Here is an 18,621-nt window from a genome sequence, read left to right on the forward strand (position 1 = left end):
AGGCGGTGAGCACGGGCGATGACGACGGCGCAGCGGCCGACCCTGGAGGCGGTGGCCCGGCTCGCCGGGGTGTCCCGGGCGACCGTCTCCCGCGTGGTGAACGGTTCCACCACGGTCGCGGAGCCGATCCAGGAGGCGGTCCGCCGGGCGGTGGCCGAGCTGGGGTACGTACCGAACCTGGCCGCCCGCAGCCTGGTCACCCAGCGGACCGACTCGATCGCCCTGGTGCTGCCCGAGGCGGCCACCCGGGTCTTCTCCGACGACCAGGTGTTCCCGGGCATCATCCGGGGCGTCAGCCAGGAGCTGGAGGCGGCCGACAAGCAGCTCGTGCTGATGCTGGCCGGCTCGCCGGCCGGGCACGCCCGGGTGGAGCGGTACACGAGCGGGCGGCACGTCGACGGGGTGCTGTTCGCCTCGCTGCACGGGGCCGACCCGCTGCCGGCGAAGCTGGCCCGGCTGGGCATCCCGGTGGTGTGCAGCGGCCGGCCGCTGGACGGCGCCGAGTTGCCCTACGTCGACGTCGACCACGTCGGCGGGGTCACCCGGGCCGTCCGGCACCTGATCGACTCCGGGCGGCGGCGGATCGCCAGCATCGCCGGCCCGCGGGACATGGTCGCCGGAATCGAGCGGCTGGTCGGGTACCGGGAGACGGTCGCCGCGGCCGGCCTGCCGGAGCTTGTCGCGTACGGCGACTTCACCCGGGAGTCCGGCACCGCCGCGATGCGGCAACTGCTCGCCGAGCACCCCGATCTGGACGCGGTGTTCGCCGCGTCGGACCTGATGGCGCACGCGGCCCTGCGCGCGCTGCGGGAGGCGGGGCGGCGGGTGCCGGACGACGTGGCGGTGGTCGGGTTCGACGACATCGAGACGGCGGCGTACACCGACCCGCCGCTGACCACGATCCGGCAGCCGATCGTGGAGCTGGGCCGGGCGATGACCCGGCAACTGCTCCGGATCGCGGCGGGCGAGACGGTGGAGCAGGCGCTGCTGCTGCCGACGGAGCTGGTGGTCCGCGACTCGGCGTAAATGGCGTCGCGGCGGGGCCGCCGGTGCGGCTAGCGTCGCGCGGATGAGCGATCCCGTGACACACGTCGATGCCGGGGGCGGACCGGTGATCCGCGCCGCCCGGCCCGCGGAGGTGGTCGGTGAGGTGGTCGGCTGGATGTCGGCGTACCGCGCGGGCCGGACGTCCGAGGCGGGGTTCGGCGAGGTGTCGCTGCTGCACGTCCACCCCGCGCATGGCCGCAGCGGCATCGGCACGGCGCTGCGGTCGCCCTGCACCGGGCCGCCGCCGGGGGCGTCCGCGTCGCGTACACCTCGAACGACGCGGCGAACGCACCGATGCTGGCGATCAACGCAGGGCTCGGCTACCGGCCGATCGCCAGCCAGTGGTCCTGCCTGCGGGGCGGGTGACCGACACTCAGGCCGCGCGCGCCGGGCAGAGTCCGGCGAGCGCGAAGTGGTCGACGTCCCCGGCGACCGTCGCCGTCGCGCCCACCAGGGTCCAGCCCGCGGGCACGCGCACCCATGCCACGCTCGCGCCCCGGTCGTCCGCGAGCACGCCGCCCTCGCTGGGCAGCGCCAGGGCCACCGGCCCACCGTCCGGGGTGGCGAACAGGGGCGTCACCGCGAGGAACCGGGCCGCGGCGCCGTCTGCGGGCAGGCCGAAGGCCCAGACGTCCTCACCGGGCAGGGGCCCGCCGCCCAGGCCGGGCGAGCAGAACGCCTCGCGTGTCCCCGCCCGCGCCGGCACCTGCCCGGGGCTGATCTCGATCAGGGTACGGGGGCCGGGCGGCGGCCACCCGGACGACGTGGCGGCAGCGGACGACGTGGCAGCGGCGCCCGACGTGGCAGCGGCGCCCGACGTGGGCGACGCGGCGACGTGGGCCGCGGCGGGCGTCGGTCGCGGCTCGCCCCGGACCAGGCCGGCCGCCCCGAGTACGGCCAACGAGGCCGCCGTCGTCCGGACGGCCCGCGTCACTCGCACCACTGTCACTTCCGAAGCACCCCACCGCTCAACAACCTATGCCCGATATAAGGCGTTTCACCCCATTCTCTCGCACGGCTCGACCCCACACCGCCCCAACGCCCCCGCAACTTCGGGGAAGATGCTGCATGCGGCGGCCGACGGGCAGCATCTTCCCCGAAGTTGTCCACACGCCAGCGGCGCGGCCCGTCATGCCGAGATGAGTCGGCGGGCCACCTCGTACGTCGGGGTTCCGAAGAGGACCAGGCGGGCCTCCGTGACGCCCGAGGGGGACGCGGCCCGCAGCACGGCGAGCGCCTGGCGTACGGCGTCGGAGACCGGCCAGCCGTAGACGCCGGCCGAGATCAGGGGGAAGGCCACGGTGGCCGCGCCCAGCCCGTCGGCGACGGCGAGGCTGTTTGCGTAGCAGTCGCGCAGCAGCGCCGACCGGTCCTCGGCGGACGAGTACACCGGGCCGACCGTGTGCACCACCCAGCGGGCCGGCAGGTCGCCGGCGGTGGTGGCGACCGCCTGGCCGGTCGGCAGCCCCCGGCCGTACCGGGACGCGCGCAGCGCCCGGCACTCGGCCAGGATGGCCGGCCCGCCGCGCCGGTGGATCGCGCCGTCCACTCCCCCGCCCCCGAGCAGCGACGAGTTGGCAGCGTTGACGATCGCGTCGACCCGCTGGGCGGTGATGTCCCCCTGGACCAGGATGATCTCCATGTCAGCGCCCCTGGACGGACTCGATGGGCTGGCCGAGCGACCGGCGGGCGAGCAGCGTGGCGCCCGCCACCGCGGCCGGCATGACCAGCACCGCGCCGAGCGGGATGAGGAAGCAGACGAAGACAGCCACCCCGAAGCCGAGGGTGGTGGGCCGGTCCGCCTTCAGCAGCGCCCGGCGCTCCGGCAGCCGCATGCCCCGCCGGTAGAACGGCGCCCCGGCCAGCTCCAACGCGAGGAACCAGCCGCCGATCGCCGCCCCGATCACCGGTACGACCGTCTGACCGACCACCGGGATGAATCCGGCCACGAAGAGCGGGATGCCGATCGACACCGAGATCGCGACGAGCCGCAGCGAGTCGACGACGCTGCGCCGCAGCGACGCCCAGAACGGCACCTCGACCTCGCCGGGGGTGCCGCCGTACCGGTCGTCCACCAGCTCGGAGATCTTCTCGTAGAACGGGTCGCCGATGGCCAGGGTGACCGCGGTGAAGGTGAGCACCCCGAGCAGCGCGGCGAGCCCGAGGAGGGCCAGCCCGGCGACCACCCGGACCAGGCTGCGGGCGGTGGTCGACCAGTCGTCGACGAACGGCGTCACCAGCGCGGCCAGGTCGTCCACGAAGTAGACCAGGGTGGCGAACGCCCCCACGAAGAGCACCCCGGAGATCAGCGCCGGGACGACCCCGAGCAGCATCATGCCGGGGCTGCGGACGTACAGGCCGATGCCGCGCAGCAGGAGCCCGACCCCGGCGAAGAACCGGCGTACGGCGCTGGTCACGGGCGCGGCGATGCTGCTGGCGGTGTCCACGACCGCAGAGCCTAACCGCCGCGGCCCAACCCGGCCGGACACAATGGGCGGGTGCGGGCCTCGCGGTTGATCTCCTTGGTGCTGCTGCTCCAGTCCCGGGAGACGATGACGGCCGCCGAACTGGCGCGGGAGTTGGAGGTCTCCGAGCGGACGGTGTACCGGGACGTGCTGGCGCTGTCCGCCGCCGGGGTGCCGGTGTACGCCGACCGGGGCCGGGCCGGCGGCTACCGGCTGCTCGGCGGGTACCGGACCCGGCTGACCGGGCTCACCCGCGACGAGGCGGAGGCGCTGTTCCTGGCCGGGCTTCCCGGGCCGGCCGGGGACATGGGGCTCGCCGACGCGGTCGCCTCGGCCGAGCTGAAGGTGCTGGCCGCGCTGCCGCCCGCGCTGCGCGACGCCCCGGCCCGCACGGGCCAGCGGTTCCACCTGGACGTGCCGGGCTGGTTCCGGGACGCGACGCCGCCGCCGTGGCTGGCCGAGCTGGCCCGCGCGGTATGGCGGGACCGGGTGGTCGAACTACGCTACCGGCGCGGCGATCGGGAGGTCGTCCGGCGGGTGGAGCCGTACGGGCTGGTGCTCAAGAGCGGCGTCTGGTATCTGATCGGCCGGGTCGGCGACGGGATGCGCACCTACCGCGTGGACCGGGTCGTCGAGGTGGCGGCGGGCGAGGAGACGTTCGACCGGGACGACGCCTTCGACCTGGGCGGATACTGGCGGGAGCAGGCCGAGGCGTTCCTGCGGGGCATGCTCCGGGCCGAGGTCACCGTCCGGCTCAGCCCCGCCGGCCTGCGTGCGCTGCGCTGGGTGGCGGAGGCTCCCTTCGCGTACGACGAGGCGGCGCGCGCCGCCGGCGAGCCCGACGCGGACGGCTGGGTGATGACCCGGCTGCCGGTGGAGTCCGCCGAGGTGGCGTACGACCTGCTGCTGCGGCTCGGGCCGGAGGTGGAGGTGCTCGATCCGCCGGGGCTGCGCGAGCGGCTGGCGGGGGCCGCCGCCCGGCTCGCCGCGCTGTACGGCGAACCGGGCGGGACGGGTTGACGGGCGGGACGGGTTGACGGGCGGGACGGGTTGACGGGCGGGACGGGTTGACGGGCGGGACGGGTTGACGGGCGGGCCCCGGCCCACCCGGCCGGCGCGGCCGGGGCGGCCGGGGCCGGCCGGGACGGTCAGCGGTAGCCGGTGACGTCGGCCGGTTTCCCGGCCTCGACGACCTCCACGATGTACCGGAAGCCGTCCGGCTGGCTGCCGTCGAGGTCGGTGAAGCCGTACACCCGGGCCAGCTCGCCGCTGGACAGGGACCTGCCGTTCCAGCGGGCCCGGTTCTCGTCCGCGGCGAGCGCGGCGACGGCCCGCCCGACGTACGCCGGGGTCTCCGAGATGAGGAAGTGCGTGTCCTTGGCCGCGCCGTCGCGCCAGTTCTCCTCGGTGACCCCGAAGTGCTCCAGCATCGACTCGGACCGGATCCAGCCCGGGGTGAGCGCCACGGCAGTGCCGCCGTGCGGCTCCAGCTCGTGGGCCTGGGTGAAGGCGAGCCGGTTCACGCAGGTCTTGGCGAGGTCGTAGAAGACCGACAGCCGGTAGTGGCTGTCGTTGTACTCCCGGGTGCCGTCGCCGACCTCCACCACCAGCCCGCCGCGGTTGCGGATCAGCAGCGGCAGGGCGAAGTGGCTGGTGACGATGTGGGTGTCGACCGCCAGCCGCAGGGTGCGGAAGCCGGCGTCCAGCGGCTGCTCCCACACCGGCTTCTCCCAGGTGATCAGCGGGTCGCTGCCCCAGATGTCGTTGACCAGCACGTCCAGCCGGCCCTGCTCGGCGTCGATGCGGGCGACCAGGTCGCGGACCTGCTCGGGGACGAGGTGGTCGACCCGTACCGCGATGCCGGTGCCGCCGGCGGCGGTGACCAGCTCGGCGGTCTCCTCGATGGTCTCCGGCCGGTCCATCTCGGACCGGCCTTCCCGGCTGCTGCGCCCGGTGGCGTAGACGGTCGCCCCGGCCGCCCCGAGCTGCACCGCGATCTGCCGGCCGGCGCCCCGCGTCGCCCCGGCGACGAGCGCGATCTTCCCTGTCAGGGGTTTCGTCGTCATGCGGCCGAGCGTGTCAGCAATACCTGACAGCCGACGTCCGGTTTTCTTCAGGGGTGAGGCGTGCGTATCGCAAGCCCTCTTCGCTCATACATTGCCCGCAGGCTTCAGGGCCGGGCAACCCACGACCAGCCTGCAAACCCACCCCAATCACCTCAATTAATCTTACTCGCCCTCAATTGATTGACAAATTGAGGATATTCAGCACCTTGCAAGCGAGGGCGAGATTCGTCGAGGCGCTTCATGAGGGCCGCGTAATGCCGATCGAATCCCGGCTGCGAGACCACAAGCAAGTGGACCAGTTCACCTATAACCACGATCACCCTGCGCCGACTCTCGATGGCACAGTAATTTAGCGGCAAAGGTGCCCGGTCAGACTGAAACTCATTCTCCTTGCGGCTTTTCAGGCGCCACACCCACTGGCCATGGGCATCTTTATTGCGATCTTCGATTACCGGCTGAAGGTCGCCAGACAGCAACCCCCGCACTTCTTGAAATCTCGCGAAGACTGGCGCACCAAGAGACGACTCGTCTACGGCTAGGTGCGTCAGAACTGAGTAATGCCTGCGAAACGCCAACTCCACAGCTTCAAGCCAACGGCCCACCTGAGTATTCACTCGCCAGATGAGTTGACGTTCCCGTTCGTTGAAGCCGTTCGGGTCCGCCACTATCTTGCGTAGCCGCGCCTCGGCCATCACACCGAGCATCAACGTATGCAGCCTTGCCAGGGTCTCCACAGCGGCTGAATCATTGCGCCGAATTGCATGCTTATGTGCTCGCTCGATCTGGGTCAGCCCACGTCCAATGGCGGCCAGATTCTCGCTGTGCCTCTCAAATTCTGGAGAAGTCCTGAACAAGATCCAGTCCTCTACACCTAAACGCCACGCTGTACGCACCTGTCATACAGCCTGGCGTCCAGGAGTCGAACCTGGTAGCTCCCCCAAGTCGCCTCGGAGGCGCGCTCCGAGCGCCCACGCCCGCCCAGAAGATACCCCAGCGTCTATCTCAACGCCAGGCCGACAGCGACCATGGGCAACCGGCACAGGGTCCGGTCGCCGCGTGCCCGCTGAGGCGCCAAAATTGCGGTGCGCTCGTGGCACCCGGTCGGTACGCTTCCCGGGCGTCCTCGACGACCCCAGGGAGGCGAGCACCATGTCCGTCACGACATTCCTGTGCTCCCACCCGGTCACGAGGACGCGGGCGTCCTGACGGGAGCACCCGCATCCCGAAGGGAACCCATGACCGACCTGGTCATCCGCCCGCTCGTCGCGGGCGAGGAGAAACTGTTCGACTCCCTGGCCGACCCCGGCCTCGTCGGGCGCGCCGCGTTCGGCGAGACGTATTTCGACATGGTCGCCGCCGGCCAGTACCGCCCCGAGTGGAGCTGGGTCGCGCTACGCGACGGCGTCGTCGTGGCCCGCGCGGCCTGGTGGGGCGGGCCGGACGACGACCACCCGCTGGCGCTCGACTGGTTCGACTTCACCGACGCCGACGCGGCGGTCCGGCTGCTCCGTGCCGCGCCGCTGCGGGCCGAGTACTCGATCTCGCTGCCGGTCGGCTGGCGCGACGACCCGACGACCCGCGCCCAGGCCGAGGCCAGGATCGCGGCGGCCACCGAGGCCGGCATGTCCGTGCTGGTGTGGCGGTACCGGTACCGGTGGACCCCGGACCGCGGGCTGCCCGACCGGCCCGGCCGGCTGGTCGTCGCGGCCACCGACCAGACCAACCCTCCGATGGCCGCCACCTTCGAACGGGCCGGCTATCCGATCGAGCGGGAACGCGTCGACCTGGTCTGATCCCGCGGTCGGCCTGAGCCACGGCTCCCGGCGGCGTACGCCGCCGGGAGCCGCCTCAAGCCGCTACCTCGGTGTCGGCGCCCACGCGTCACCCGTTGAGGAACCCGGAGATCCGCTCCCGCAGGTCGGCGCGTTCCGTCCAGAGCACGCCCGGGCGGTCGTACACGTGCAGGGTGGCCCGGGGCAGGGCGGCGGCGAGCTGCTCGGCGACCTCGACCGGGTGCAGGTCGTCGCCCGCGCAGGCCAGGACCAGGGCCGGGGCGGTCACCGCCGCCAGCGCCGCCCGCTCCGGCAGGGCCACCTGGTCGGGCAGGGTGACCAGGCCGGGGGCCAGGCCGTCGCGGAGCAACTGGTCCAGCCGCTGCCGCAGGTACGCCCAGCCGGCCGGGGTGTTGCGCACCGCGGGCGGCAGCTCGTACGAGACGACCTCGGCGACGGCGGAGGCGTCACCGCTGCCCACCGCGTCGAGCAGGTCGGTGATCCGGTCCCGGGCGACCCGGCCGCGCGGGCGGTCGAGCACCGCCGGGAGGAAGAAGACCAGCCGCTCGAAGCGTTCCGGGCTCTCGGCGAGCAGCCGGCAGAGCGCGCCCGCGCCGAGGCTGGCCCCGAACGCCCGGGAGGCGCCTTCGAGGTCGGCGACGGCCCGCAGGTCGCGGGCCAGGTCGAGGTAGCTCCACGGGCCGGGCGGCGAGTCGGAGCGGCCGTGCCCGCGGAACTGGAGGAAGACCTTGCGGCCGGTGACCCCACTGCCGAACGGGCGGGTGGTGGCGATGCCGCTGCCCAGCCCGTGCGCGAACACCGTCACGGGGTCGCCGACGCCGGTGACGAGCCGCTCCAGCCGTACGCCGTGCGGGGTGGCCACCAGCTCGGTCTCCGGCTCCGGCAGCGCCGGCCGGCCGGTACGCGGGGCGCCGGGACCGGGGCCCCAGGTCCGTGGCCCGCCGTCGGGCGGCGGCGGCCAGCGGAACCCTCTCACCAGGACGATCCCCGGCCGTCGTGCAGGTCGCGCAGCCCGGCCCGGACGTCGAGCAGGTAGATGAGGGCCGCGGCGACGCCGATCAGCCCGAAGATGTTCAGCACGTTCTGGGTCAGCAGGGTGAGCACCAGGCAGACGGCGAGGATGGCGACCCAGCCGCCCTTGGGCAGCGTGCCGATCGCCGAGAACGCGTCGCCGCGCTGGATGATCGCGTGCACCAGTGCCACCCCCTCGATGACGAGGGCGAACACCAGCAGCAGCGTGGTGATCCAGTACTGGATCTCGAAGGCGAAGATCGGCGCGGCGATGGCCATGCCGGCAAGCTTATGCCGACGACCCCGGATCCGTCCGCCGGGACGCATCCAGGGCCGTCTTCGGCATCCGCCCGGGCTGGATCACTCGGCCGTCGGCCGGGTGCGCCGGGTCCTCGGCAGCTTGGCCGACGGGGTGTCGCCGTCCGCCGGCTCGGCGCTCCTCGCGGCCGACCGGCCGGCGGTCGTCCGGGTCGCGGTCGCCTTGGTGGCGGTCGCCTTGGTGGCGGTCGCCTTGGTCGCCCGGGTGCGCGGGGTCCTGGCGGCCGGCTTGGTCTCGGCGACCTCGGCCACGTCGGCCGGGGTCGGGACCTCCGTCGCGCCGGTCTTCGCCACCGTGGCGGCGGCGTCGCCGGCCGGGGCCGCAGTGGGAGCCTGGGCGGCGGCCGGGGCCGGAGTCGGGGTGGCTGCCGCAGTGGGAGCCTGGGCGGCGGCCGGGGCCGGAGTCGGGGTGGCTGCCGGGGCGGGAGCCGCGGTGGCGGCCGGGGCCACGTTCAGCCCGGCCTCGGTCGCCTCGATGTCGGCGTTGACCGTGTCGGCGGCCTCCAGCACGCCGGCACCGACCACCCGCTCGCCACGGGCCACCAACTGCGCGTACGCAGCCAGGGCCCGCTCCTGGGCGGCCTGGGCGCCGGCGACGACGGCGGCGGCGTTGCGGGCGGCCAGGTCGCGCAGCCGGTCGGGATCGGCGGCCTCGCGCAGGCGGTTGACGTCGGCCACCGCGCGCAGCTTGTTCAGGTCGGCCGCCTCGCGGAGCCGGTTCAGCTCGGCCGGGACGGACCCGCCGCGCAGCTCGGCGGCGGCCTGGTTGGCCGTACGCAGGGTCTCGGTGGCCTTCTGGCGCAGCTCGAAGCCGGTCACGACGGCCTTGCCGCCCAGCTCGGCGACGACCCTGCCGCCGAGGTCGGTGACCACCTCGGGCAGCCTGCGGAGCTGCTCGATCGCCAGGTCGCCGGCGCCGGCGGCGGCGTAGAGCGGGGCCGGGATGCGGTTGGTCTTCGGCTGGGTCATCACTTCTCCTCTTCGACCGCCGCGGCGGTCTTCCGGGCCGCCTCCGGGGCGGCCTCCCTCGCGGTGGTGCCGCTGCCGGGGGCGGGCGCCGGGCCCGCCTCGGTGACGGCAACGGATTCCAGTACGGCCTCGGTCGGGCTGCCCTCCGGGCCGACGGGTCCGGTCGCGGCCGGGTTGACCGTGGCGGGCGCCTCCGGTGCCGTGCCCGGCGTGGCCGCGGCCGGCGTTCCCGCCTGGGCGGCGGCGCCGCTCGTTGCGGCGTCCGCGGCTGCCCCGGCCGCCCCGGCGGCCGCCGTGGCCTCGGCGAGCCGCGCGTTCTCCCGCCGGAACGTCTCGTAGATCTGGCTGAGCGACTGCTTCTGGGCCATCGTCAGGTCGGGATCGACCGCGATCGCCGCCAGCACGCCCTGGCCTTCCTTGTCGTCGAGCAGGCCCGCCCGCAGGTACATCGCGGGGGTGGAGACCCGCAGCGCGCTCGCGAGCTGCTGCAGCACCTCCGCGCTCGGCTTGCGCAGGCCGCGCTCGATCTGGCTCAGGTACGGGTTGCTGACGCCCGCCTGCTCGGCGAGCTGCCGCAGCGAGATCTTCGCGTTGCGGCGCAGATCGCGGATGAACCCGCCGATGTCGGGTAGGTCCTTGGGACTGGCCATGCCTCGACCGTAACCCCGAGCGCTAGCAACTGCAAGCAGAACGCTTGCCATAGTTAGCGAGGTCTCACCCGGCTCGTTGCGGCCCGTCCGTCCGGTCCGTACCGTTCCCTCGTGACGAAGATCGAGATCAACGGCGCGTCCCTCGCGTACGACGACACCGGCAACGGCAGCCCGGTGGTGCTGCTGCACGCGGGCATCGCCGACCGGCGGATGTGGCGGGCCCAGGTGCCCGTCCTGGCCCAGCGGCACCGGGTGATCGCCGTGGACCTGCGCGGCTACGGCGACTCCGAACTGCCGCCCCACGCGTTCGCCCACCACGACGACGTGGCCGGCCTGCTCGACGCGCTGGAGCTGCCCCGGGCCGCCCTGGTCGGCTGCTCGTTCGGCGGCGCGGTGGCGATCGACACCGCGCTGGCGCGCCCGGAGCGGGTCGCCTCGCTCGCCCTCTTCGGCACGGCCGTCTCCGGCAACGAGTGGTCCGAGGAGGCCAACGACCTCTGGGACGAACTGGTCGGCGAGACCGATCCCGAGGACCTCGCGGCCAGCGCGGCCGGCGAGGTGCGCTTCTGGGTGGTCGGCCCCGGCCGCCGGCCCGCGGACGTCGACCCGGAGCTGATCCGGTTCGCCGAGGAGATGGACCGCCGGGCGCTGGCCTCCGAGCTGACCCTGAGCGCCGTGGACGTGACCGAACTCGACCCGCCGGCGGCCGGGCGGCTCGGGGAGCTGCGCGTACCGGTGCTGGTCACCGCCGGCGCCGCCGACGTGCCGGACATCGGGCGGCTCGCCGACCGGATCGCTGCCGAGGCGCCCGGCGCGGTGCGGCTGCCGGACGTCCCGGACGCCGGGCACCTGCTCCCCCTGGAGCGCCCCGACGCGGTCAACGCCGCCCTGCTGGACTTCCTGAGGTGAGCAGGAGGGGCCCCTCCTCGACAAGGGGCCCCTCCCCACGGCTCACCAGACGGGGCGGACCGCCCCGACCGGTACGCCGCCGCCGAGCAGCGGCTGCTCGGCGTACTCGTCGAGGACCGGCGCCTGGAGGCCCAGCCGGCGCAGCGCGGAGACCAGGACCGGCATCCGGGCCCGCCCCGCCCCGTCGTCGATCTTCAGCGCGACCGCGCCGACGCCCGGCAGCGCGGCGGCGATGACGCCCTCCGCGCCGATCTTCGCCAGCACGCCGGGCAGCCCGCGCATCAGCCGGGTGTCCTCCGCCCAGGTGCCGCCGACGATCTCCGGGTGGGCCCGCATCGCGTCCGCGATGGTCCGCTCCACGGAGCCCGGCTCGCCGGACACCAGCCGCAGGTACGCCCGGGCCAGCCCGGTCAGCGAGACGGCGAGCACGGGAGCGCCGCAGCCGTCCACCCCGACCGCCGACGCCTCCTCGCCGCAGAACTCCTCGACCGCCGCCCGCAGCCTGACCTGCAGCGGGTGCTCCGGCCGCCAGTACCCGCCGCGGGGCCAGCCCGCAGCCAGGCAGGTGAGCAGCATGCCCGTGTGCTTGCCGGAGCAGTTCATCTGCGTCCGGGTCGGCCCGCCGCCGGCCCGCAGCACCGCGTTCCGGGCCAGCTCGCCGACGGGCAGGTCGGGCGGGCAGTGCAGGGCCGACTCGTCCAGCCCGGCGGCGGCCAGCAGCGCGCCGACCCGGGCCAGGTGGAACTCCTCCCCGGCGTGGCTCGCCGACACCAGCGCCACGTCGGCCGGGTCGGTCAGCGGCAGCCCGGCGCGCAGCATCCCGATCGCCTGCATCGGCTTGTTGGACGAGCGGGGGAAGATCCCGGAGCGCACGTCCCCGGCGGCGGCCACCGGTGTGCCGGCCGCGTCGAGCACCACCACCGAGCCGCGGTGCAGGCCCTCCACGAAGCCGGAGCGGACCACCTCGGCGAGCGGCACGCCGCCCTCGTACGTCGTTGTCACGACGTGGACGGTACCGACGCGCCGGGGCGGCCCGGAACGGGGGTGACCAGGCCGGTTGCCCGGACGGCGACAGGGGTTCGCGCCGAGGCGGTGCTTACCGCCGGGGCGGTGCCGCCGAACACCCGCGGGTAGGACCGGGCAGGCTCACGCCACCGCCGTCCGCTGGATCCCGAGCAGCTCACGGGCCTCGGCGGCGGTCAGCGGCGGGCGCTGGGCGAGCTGCGCGAAGCCGACCGCCCGGGCGACCAGCTGCATGTTCGACTCGACCGGCTGGCCCTTCGCGTACGTGATGGTGTCCTCCATGCCGACCCGCAGGTGCCCGCCGGCCGACAGGGACGCGAGCAGCACCGGAATCGTGGTGCGGCCGACGCCGGTGGCCGAGAAGGTGGTGCCCTCGGGCAGGTCCCGCAGCGCCTGGTGCGCGGCGGCCAGCGCCTGAAGCGTGCCCGGCATGCCGCCCGGCACGCCCATCACGAAGTCGACGTGCACGTGCCCGCCGAACGGCAGCCCGTACTTGCCCAGCAGCCGCTGCAGGGAGGTCAGGTGGCCGAGGTCGAAGATCTCGTACTCGGGCACGATGCCGCGCTCCTGCATCCGGGTGTGCAGGTCGACGATGAACTCCCAGCGGTTGAGGAAGACGTCGTCGCCGAAGTTGACCGTGCCCATGGTGCAGGAGGCCATGTCCGGCCCCGCGTCCAGCACGGCCAGCCGGTCGGCCTCCGGGTCGGTCACCGCGCCACCGGAGGAGAGCTGCACGATCAGGTCGGTGCCCTCGCGCAGCGCCGCCACCGTCTCCCGCAGCCGGCCCTGGTCGAGGGTCGGCCGCGCCTCGTCGTCGCGGATGTGGACGTGGATCACGGCCGCGCCGAGCGCCTCGCACTCCTTCGCCGTCAGCAGCAGCTCGTCGAGCGTGACCGGCAACGCCGGCACATCCGACTTGGCCGACTCCGCGCCGGTGGGGGCAACCGTGATCAACGTCCCTGTTGTCATGCCGGCGATCCTAGACGCCCCGTCCAGGCCCGAGCGGACAACGCGTCCGGCGGGACCCTACTCCGCGTCGACGGCGGCGGCGGTCTCGCCGACGCGGAGTAGGGCGTCGTCGGGGACGTTGCGCTTCAGCACCGCCAGGGCGATCTGGCCGAGCTCGTGGTGCTGCACGGCCGTGCCGACGAAGCCGACGGCCCGGTCGTCCAGCGTCACCGGCGTGCCGGCGGCCGGCGGCCGGTCGGTGGTCACCCCGTCCAGGTGCAGCAGTACGAGGCGACGCGGCGGCCGGCCCAGGTTGTGCACCCGGGCCACCGTCTCCTGGCCGCGGTAGCAGCCCTTGTCCAGGTGCACCGCCGGGCCGACCAGGTCCACCTCGGCGGGAATGGTCCGGTGGTCGGTGTCCACGCCGACGCGGGCCCGCCGGGCGGCCACCCGGATCGCCTCGTACGCCCACAGCCCGGCCACCGGCACGCCCGCGTCGCGCAGCCGGGCGACCACGTCGTCCATGGCCGGCCGGGGCACCAGCAGGTCCACGCCCAACGGGCCCCGGCGGGCCCAGCCGCCGTCGGGCAGCGGCGCGACCGCGTACCGGACGGTGGGCCGCGGCGGCAGCTCGCCGGAGCGGAACTTCGGGCCCGGCACCGCGAGCGCGTCGGGCTCGGCCAGCCCGGTCACGCCGAGCGTGGCGAGCGCGCCGGTCGCCTCCGGCCCGACCAGGGAGAGCAGGGCCTGCTCGGCGGTCGCGTCGCGCGGCTCGACCCGGCTGAAGAACCGCATCTTCTCAAGGTACGTCAGCAGGCCGTCGGTGGCCCCCGGCTCGGTGTCCAGCCAGGTGGTGACGCCGTCCTCGGCGACCATCGCGTGCTGCTCGACGTGCCCGTGCGGCGAGAGCACCAGCAGCTCGGTGCCCTCGCCGGCCTTGAGCGTGGCCAGGTGCTGGGTGGTCAGGGTGTGCAGCCAGCCGGTCCGCTCCTCGCCGGGCACCGCGACCACGCCCCGGTGCGACCGGTCGACCAGGCCGACGGCGGTGTCCAGGATGCGCTGCTCGCGCAGCGGGTCACCGTAGTGGGCGGCGACCCCGCGTACGCCGACGGCCCGGTGCTCCGGGTCGGGCTGGTCCCGGCTCGCCTCGTCGATCGCCTCGACGGCCACCGCTCCCGCGATCTCGATCATTTCCGCTCCCCGTCCTCGCAGCTTCCGCAGACGCCGAAGAGCGCCACGTGCCCGATGTCCACCCGGAACCCGCGCTGCTCGGCCAGCTGGTCGGCCAGCGGCCGCAGCAGCTCCGGCTCGATCTCGTCGATCGCGCCGCACTCCCGGCACACCAGGTGGACGTGCTGGTGCTCGCCCGCGGCGTGGTAGGTGGGCGCGCCGTGCGAGAGGTGGGTGTGGGTGACCAGGCCGAGGCGTTCCAGCAGCTCCAGCGTTCGGTAGATGGTGGTGATGTTGACCCCGGCGGCGACCTCGCGGACCGCGCTGTGCACCTGCTCCGGTGTGGCGTGCCCCAGATCCAGCACCGCCTGGAGGATCAGCTGCCGCTGTGCCGTGAGCCGCAACCCACGGGCGCGGAGCACTTCCGCGAGGGAGGATTCGGACACCCCCCGATCATAGTTCGGCCGCCGCACCGCCCCCGTCCCACGCGCCCTCGCCCGCCCCCGCCCCCCGATCGCCCCGCCCCCGATCGCCCCGCCCCCGATCGCCCCGCCCCCGATCGCCCCGCCCCCGATCGCCCCGCCTCCGATCGCCCCGCCTCCGATCGCCCCGGTGATCAAGAGGTTTGCGTCACCTGGCGCGCGTCTCCCGACGCAAATCTCTTGATCACCGCACGGCGGCGGCCCCGTCACTGCGCCGCGCCGGCCGGGGTGGGGCGGGTTCCCACGCCGGGGCGGCGGTTCCCCGCTACGCTTCGCGGTCGTGGTGGCGGCCAGGATCGCGGTGCTCGGGCGGGGGTTGCTGCCTGCCGGGGAGCCGGCGCTGCGCGGCGACGACCTGGGCGTGCTCCAGGGGGACGGGCTGTTCGAGACCATGTACCTGAGCGGCGGGCGGCCCTGGCTGCGCGACGAGCACCTCGCCCGGCTGGCCCGGGGCGCCGCCCGGATCGACCTGTCGCTGCCGCCGACCGGCGTGCTCGTCGAACTCCTGGCGACCGCCTGCGCGGGCTGGCCCGTCGACGTCGAGGGGGCGCTGCGGCTCGTCTGTACCCGGGGCCCGGAGGGCGCGCGGGCGCCCGTGGTGTACGCCACGCTGGCCGAGGTGCCCGCGGTCGCCCGGTCGGCCCGCCGGGTCGGGATCTCGGTGGCGACCCTGCCGCTGGGCGTGGCCGCCCACGCCCGCGCCGCCTTGGACTGGCTGCCCGTGGGGATCAAGTCGACGTCGTACGCGGTCAGCGCCGCCGCCCGCCGCTGGGCCGCCACGCACGGCGTGGACGACGCGCTCTGGGTCTCCACCGACGGGTACGCCCTGGAGGCGCCCGCGGCGAACGTGGTCTGGCTGGCCGGGGGCACCCTGTGCACCGTGCCGCCGGCCACGACCGGGATCCTGCCGGGGGTGACCGCCGCCTGGCTGCTGGGGCACGCGGGCGAACTCGGCCTCACCGCGGCGGAACGGATGGTCACCCCGGCCGAGCTGCGCGCCGCCGAGGGCGTCTGGTTCACCTCGTCGGTCCGCGGCCTGGCCCCCGTCCACACCCTGGACGGAACCCGCCTGCGGCCCTCCCCCCACACACCCCTCCTCCAGTCCCTCCTCCCCTTCCCACCCCCCTGACCTCACCCGGGGCGTTGATCATGGAGTTGACGGCGGAAACGGAGACCGAATACGCCGTCAACCCCATGATCGACGGGGAGAAACGGGGGCGGGGCGTCAGCCGGCGACGCGGATCAGGCGGGCGGAGAGGTGCGGGCTGAGGGGCTGGCCGACGGCGGCCATCTCCTGGGCGTAGAGCAGGGCGCCCTCGACGATGCCGAAGAGGCGGTGCCCGGCGGTGACCTCCTTGGCGGTGGAGGTACGCACCACCGCGTCGGTCACGAACTCCAACTGGGTGCCCTTGCGCTTGCCGATGTGCAGCTCCATCACGCCCGTGGGCGTGGTCATCAGCGCCTCGATCTCGTCGGTGGCCCGCTCGTCCGCCAGTACGGGCCGCCACCAGCCGACCTCACGGCCGGCGGGGCGCACCGGTCGGCTCTGCTCGTCGAGGATCCAGGCCCGCGACTCGTAGAACAGGAACGGCCGGCCGTCGTGGCTGATCCGGATCTCCTGCGCGTAGTCGAAGTCCTCGATGGTCGGATAGCCGCCCCGGCCCCGGCCCCGCCACACCCCGACGTACGGCAGCAGGCCGTCCAGTGTGGGGTGCAGCTTCGGGCCGACGCGCAGGTCGTGGCTCTCCTCGTACGGGTACGGGTCGACCGGGGGCGCGTTCAGCCACGGCGGCTGCAGGGGGTTCTCGTCGCTCACCGGTTCACTCGCCTTTCTTCGTTCGCGACTGCGGGGCTCGCAAACCCGGCTCACTCCTCGCGCTCACCGGGCCATCTCCGTTCGCGACTGCGGGGCTCGCAAACCCGGCTCACTCCTCGCGCTCACCAACGTCCTCTCGAAATCTGCACTGCCAGGTAGACCAGGCCACCGGCGAGCGCGCCCAGGCCGGCGACCAGCAGGCTGACGAACCCGATCTCGGTAACCATCCCGGCCATCCTATGCTGGGCGGCATGGCCCGCACTCTCGTCGTCAAGGCCACCGCAGGCGCCGACGCGCCGGAGCGGTGCGCCCAGGCATTCACGGTGGCCGCCACCGCCGCGGCCGCCGGGGTGGACGTCTCGCTCTGGCTGACCGGTGAGTCGACCTGGTTCGCGCTGCCGGGCCGGGCGCAGGAGTTCGAGCTGCCGCACTCCGCGCCGCTGGCCGAACTGCTGCACGTGATCATGGCGACGGGCAAGGTCACCGCCTGCACCCAGTGCGCCGCCCGGCGGGACATCGGCCCCGGGGACGTCCTGCCGGGCGTACGGATCGCCGGGGCGGCGGTCTTCGTCGAGGAGGCCATGGCCGACGGGGCGCAGGCCCTGGTCTACTGACCACGCCGGCCGTCGAACGCTCAGCCGCCGCCGGTCACAGGCAGGGCGGGCCGGTGGTCAGGCGGCGCCGCCGGTGGTCAGGCGCGCAGCCGCCGGTCAGGCCGCGCAGCCGGTGGTGGCGGTCAGCTCCCCGCCGGTCAGGGCCACCGTCACCGGGCCCTGACGGTAGGCGTACACCTCGGGGGCGTCGAGGAGGACGGCGCCGGCGGCGACCGGGGCGAGCGCGCGGGCCGGCTCCGTCGGGACGGGGTCGAGCGTGACGCGGGCGGTGCGGGCCGAGCCACCGCCGGGGCAGGGCGCGGCGAGCGTCTGCGGCGCGGGCCCACCCGGGTTGCCCAGCGCGCGCAGCGCGGCGGCCAGCGCGTCCGCCTCCGGGCCGCCCTGTACGGCGGGCGGGCGGTAGCCGTCGCCGACGGGGCGGCAGCCGGTCGCCACCGTCAGCCGGACCCGGCCGTCGCCGGCCGGCCGCCCGGCGACCGCCACGAACTCCCCGGCGTCGGCGCGCAGCCGGGGCCCGTCGCCGGTCGCCAGGACGCCGGCGCGCCAGGACGCCGGGAGCCGGTCGGAGACCTGCTCCAGCACCGCGCGCGGGTCGTCGCCGCCGGTCATGATCTCGACGGCCCGCTCCAGCGCCGCGCCGTCCAGCATCGGGGTGACCCGGCAGCCGGACGTGATGCGCTCCGGCGCGAGCGTGACGACCCGGCCGCCGGCCGCCGCGACCAGCTCGCCGACCGCCCGGTCGACCACCGGGCCGGCCTGGGCCAGGGTGCGCTGCTCGCGGACGGTCGGCCCGTCGGTGCGCACCGACACCCAGGTGAGCACGGCGAGCACCACGCCCCAGACCACGGTCACGGCGAGCAGCCAGCGGGACCGGCGACGGGTGGGCGTCGGCTCGGACGGACCGGTCGGCGGGGCGTAGCCCGCGTGGACAGCACCACTCACCCGCTCATGGTGTCACGTCACGCGCACGGGCCGGTCACCCCGTCGGGGGCGACCGGCCCGTGACTGCGCGATTCGGCTCAGGCGACCGTGACGGCCACCTCGTTGATCCCGCGCGCGGCGGTGACGGCGGTGTCGCCGTTGCCGTGCCGGGAGAGCGCCCGCAGCGTCCAGCTACCGGGCGCGGCGAAGAACCGGAACTGGCCGGCCGGCGAGGTGACGACCTCGGCCGTGAACTCACCGGTCGAGTCGAGCAGCCGGACGTACGCGCCCGGGACCAGCTCACCCGCCTCGGACCGGACGACGCCGGTGATGACGGTTTCCTTCTCGAGGTCGAGGCTGGCGGGCAGCGGCGCGGCCTGGTCGGGTGCGGCGCAACCGGCGGCGGTCGGAGCTGTCAT

23 protein-coding genes and 1 pseudogene are annotated in these 18,621 nt (G+C 74.6%); 7 read left to right on the forward strand and 17 right to left on the reverse strand.

What is annotated here, in order from left to right:
• The first annotated feature begins 18 nt into the window (after window positions 1-18).
• On the forward strand, window positions 19-1,026 hold the full coding sequence (locus ACGFIZ_RS14925) for a LacI family DNA-binding transcriptional regulator (protein WP_393419452.1): 1,008 nt from the start codon (window positions 19-21) through the stop codon (window positions 1,024-1,026).
• 246 nt (window positions 1,027-1,272) lie between these two features.
• A pseudogene (locus ACGFIZ_RS14930) lies at window positions 1,273-1,413 on the forward strand (GNAT family N-acetyltransferase); the annotation flags it as partial.
• 7 nt (window positions 1,414-1,420) lie between these two features.
• On the opposite strand, the gene ACGFIZ_RS14935 reads toward ACGFIZ_RS14930, so the two are convergent.
• The 3 genes from ACGFIZ_RS14935 to ACGFIZ_RS14945 all read right to left on the reverse strand — a co-directional run bounded on the left by ACGFIZ_RS14935 (window position 1,421) and on the right by ACGFIZ_RS14945 (window position 3,494).
• A complete protein-coding gene (locus ACGFIZ_RS14935) occupies window positions 1,421-1,981 on the reverse strand; it encodes a hypothetical protein (RefSeq protein ID WP_393419454.1) in 561 nt (186 codons plus the stop codon).
• Window positions 1,982-2,176: 195 nt separating this feature from the next.
• Window positions 2,177-2,689, reverse strand: coding sequence for an O-acetyl-ADP-ribose deacetylase (locus ACGFIZ_RS14940; protein ID WP_393419456.1), 513 nt, complete (start codon window positions 2,687-2,689; stop codon window positions 2,177-2,179).
• Between the two features lies 1 nt (window position 2,690).
• Window positions 2,691-3,494 (reverse strand): EI24 domain-containing protein, encoded by an 804-nt coding sequence (locus ACGFIZ_RS14945; RefSeq protein ID WP_393419458.1) that lies wholly within the window; start codon window positions 3,492-3,494, stop codon window positions 2,691-2,693.
• Window positions 3,495-3,545: 51 nt separating this feature from the next.
• Between ACGFIZ_RS14945 and ACGFIZ_RS14950 the strand changes: the two genes are divergently transcribed.
• Window positions 3,546-4,532 (forward strand): helix-turn-helix transcriptional regulator, encoded by a 987-nt coding sequence (locus ACGFIZ_RS14950; RefSeq protein WP_393419460.1) that lies wholly within the window; start codon window positions 3,546-3,548, stop codon window positions 4,530-4,532.
• 128 nt (window positions 4,533-4,660) lie between these two features.
• Here the strand turns inward: ACGFIZ_RS14950 and ACGFIZ_RS14955 are convergent, their stop codons facing one another.
• A complete protein-coding gene (locus ACGFIZ_RS14955) occupies window positions 4,661-5,578 on the reverse strand; it encodes an SDR family oxidoreductase (protein ID WP_393419462.1) in 918 nt (305 codons plus the stop codon).
• A gap of 152 nt (window positions 5,579-5,730) precedes the next feature.
• The gene (locus tag ACGFIZ_RS14960) at window positions 5,731-6,471 is read right to left on the reverse strand and encodes a hypothetical protein (RefSeq protein ID WP_393419464.1); all 741 of its coding nucleotides are present in this window, start codon (window positions 6,469-6,471) and stop codon (window positions 5,731-5,733) included.
• Between the two features lie 342 nt (window positions 6,472-6,813).
• Between ACGFIZ_RS14960 and ACGFIZ_RS14965 the strand changes: the two genes are divergently transcribed.
• Entirely contained in the window at window positions 6,814-7,371 is a 558-nt protein-coding gene (locus tag ACGFIZ_RS14965; RefSeq protein WP_393419466.1) for a hypothetical protein, read from the forward strand.
• Window positions 7,372-7,459: 88 nt separating this feature from the next.
• Here the strand turns inward: ACGFIZ_RS14965 and ACGFIZ_RS14970 are convergent, their stop codons facing one another.
• The 4 genes from ACGFIZ_RS14970 to ACGFIZ_RS14985 form a co-directional block, all read right to left on the reverse strand.
• The gene (locus ACGFIZ_RS14970; protein WP_393419468.1) at window positions 7,460-8,347 is read right to left on the reverse strand and encodes an alpha/beta fold hydrolase; all 888 of its coding nucleotides are present in this window, start codon (window positions 8,345-8,347) and stop codon (window positions 7,460-7,462) included.
• Window positions 8,344-8,661, reverse strand: a complete 318-nt coding sequence (locus ACGFIZ_RS14975; RefSeq protein WP_393419470.1) for a DUF2516 family protein — start codon at window positions 8,659-8,661, stop codon at window positions 8,344-8,346. Before ACGFIZ_RS14975 ends, ACGFIZ_RS14970 begins: the two co-directional genes overlap by 4 nt.
• An 81-nt stretch (window positions 8,662-8,742) precedes the next feature.
• A complete protein-coding gene (locus ACGFIZ_RS14980; RefSeq protein WP_393419472.1) occupies window positions 8,743-9,669 on the reverse strand; it encodes a hypothetical protein in 927 nt (308 codons plus the stop codon).
• Window positions 9,669-10,319: a helix-turn-helix domain-containing protein gene (locus tag ACGFIZ_RS14985; protein WP_393419474.1), complete on the reverse strand. Its 651-nt coding sequence runs from the start codon at window positions 10,317-10,319 to the stop codon at window positions 9,669-9,671. Before ACGFIZ_RS14985 ends, ACGFIZ_RS14980 begins: the two co-directional genes overlap by 1 nt.
• A 111-nt stretch (window positions 10,320-10,430) precedes the next feature.
• Between ACGFIZ_RS14985 and ACGFIZ_RS14990 the strand changes: the two genes are divergently transcribed.
• A complete protein-coding gene (locus ACGFIZ_RS14990) occupies window positions 10,431-11,228 on the forward strand; it encodes an alpha/beta fold hydrolase (protein WP_393419476.1) in 798 nt (265 codons plus the stop codon).
• Between the two features lie 42 nt (window positions 11,229-11,270).
• Here the strand turns inward: ACGFIZ_RS14990 and ACGFIZ_RS14995 are convergent, their stop codons facing one another.
• The 4 genes from ACGFIZ_RS14995 to ACGFIZ_RS15010 all read right to left on the reverse strand — a co-directional run bounded on the left by ACGFIZ_RS14995 (window position 11,271) and on the right by ACGFIZ_RS15010 (window position 14,815).
• Window positions 11,271-12,230: an asparaginase gene (locus ACGFIZ_RS14995; RefSeq protein WP_393419478.1), complete on the reverse strand. Its 960-nt coding sequence runs from the start codon at window positions 12,228-12,230 to the stop codon at window positions 11,271-11,273.
• A gap of 144 nt (window positions 12,231-12,374) precedes the next feature.
• Window positions 12,375-13,220 (reverse strand): 3-keto-5-aminohexanoate cleavage protein, encoded by an 846-nt coding sequence (locus ACGFIZ_RS15000; protein ID WP_393419480.1) that lies wholly within the window; start codon window positions 13,218-13,220, stop codon window positions 12,375-12,377.
• A 57-nt stretch (window positions 13,221-13,277) separates the two neighbouring features.
• Window positions 13,278-14,390 (reverse strand): YgfZ/GcvT domain-containing protein, encoded by a 1,113-nt coding sequence (locus ACGFIZ_RS15005; RefSeq protein WP_393419482.1) that lies wholly within the window; start codon window positions 14,388-14,390, stop codon window positions 13,278-13,280.
• Entirely contained in the window at window positions 14,387-14,815 is a 429-nt protein-coding gene (locus ACGFIZ_RS15010) for a Fur family transcriptional regulator (protein WP_393419484.1), read from the reverse strand. The genes ACGFIZ_RS15005 and ACGFIZ_RS15010 overlap by 4 nt, the downstream gene beginning before the upstream one ends.
• A gap of 316 nt (window positions 14,816-15,131) precedes the next feature.
• On the opposite strand from ACGFIZ_RS15010, the gene ACGFIZ_RS15015 reads away from it, so the two are divergent.
• Entirely contained in the window at window positions 15,132-15,980 is an 849-nt protein-coding gene (locus ACGFIZ_RS15015) for an aminotransferase class IV (protein WP_393419486.1), read from the forward strand.
• Between the two features lie 96 nt (window positions 15,981-16,076).
• Here ACGFIZ_RS15015 and ACGFIZ_RS15020 read toward each other — a convergent pair whose 3' ends face one another.
• Both ACGFIZ_RS15020 and mtfM read right to left on the reverse strand, forming a co-directional pair.
• Entirely contained in the window at window positions 16,077-16,667 is a 591-nt protein-coding gene (locus ACGFIZ_RS15020; protein WP_393419488.1) for an FABP family protein, read from the reverse strand.
• Window positions 16,668-16,789: 122 nt separating this feature from the next.
• Window positions 16,790-16,894, reverse strand: coding sequence for a small membrane protein MtfM (gene mtfM, locus ACGFIZ_RS15025; protein WP_347670220.1), 105 nt, complete (start codon window positions 16,892-16,894; stop codon window positions 16,790-16,792).
• A gap of 12 nt (window positions 16,895-16,906) precedes the next feature.
• Here mtfM and ACGFIZ_RS15030 point away from each other — a divergent pair, with 12 nt between their 5' ends.
• Window positions 16,907-17,281 (forward strand): DsrE family protein, encoded by a 375-nt coding sequence (locus ACGFIZ_RS15030; protein WP_393419491.1) that lies wholly within the window; start codon window positions 16,907-16,909, stop codon window positions 17,279-17,281.
• 96 nt (window positions 17,282-17,377) lie between these two features.
• Here the strand turns inward: ACGFIZ_RS15030 and ACGFIZ_RS15035 are convergent, their stop codons facing one another.
• Window positions 17,378-18,223 (reverse strand): hypothetical protein, encoded by an 846-nt coding sequence (locus ACGFIZ_RS15035; RefSeq protein ID WP_393419493.1) that lies wholly within the window; start codon window positions 18,221-18,223, stop codon window positions 17,378-17,380.
• A gap of 77 nt (window positions 18,224-18,300) precedes the next feature.
• Window positions 18,301-18,621, reverse strand: a complete 321-nt coding sequence (locus ACGFIZ_RS15040) for a DUF1416 domain-containing protein (RefSeq protein ID WP_393419495.1) — start codon at window positions 18,619-18,621, stop codon at window positions 18,301-18,303.

It is taken from the genome of Micromonospora sp. NPDC048830 (assembly GCF_043198215.1).
In the GTDB taxonomy this organism is placed as follows: Bacteria; Actinomycetota; Actinomycetes; order Mycobacteriales; family Micromonosporaceae; genus Micromonospora.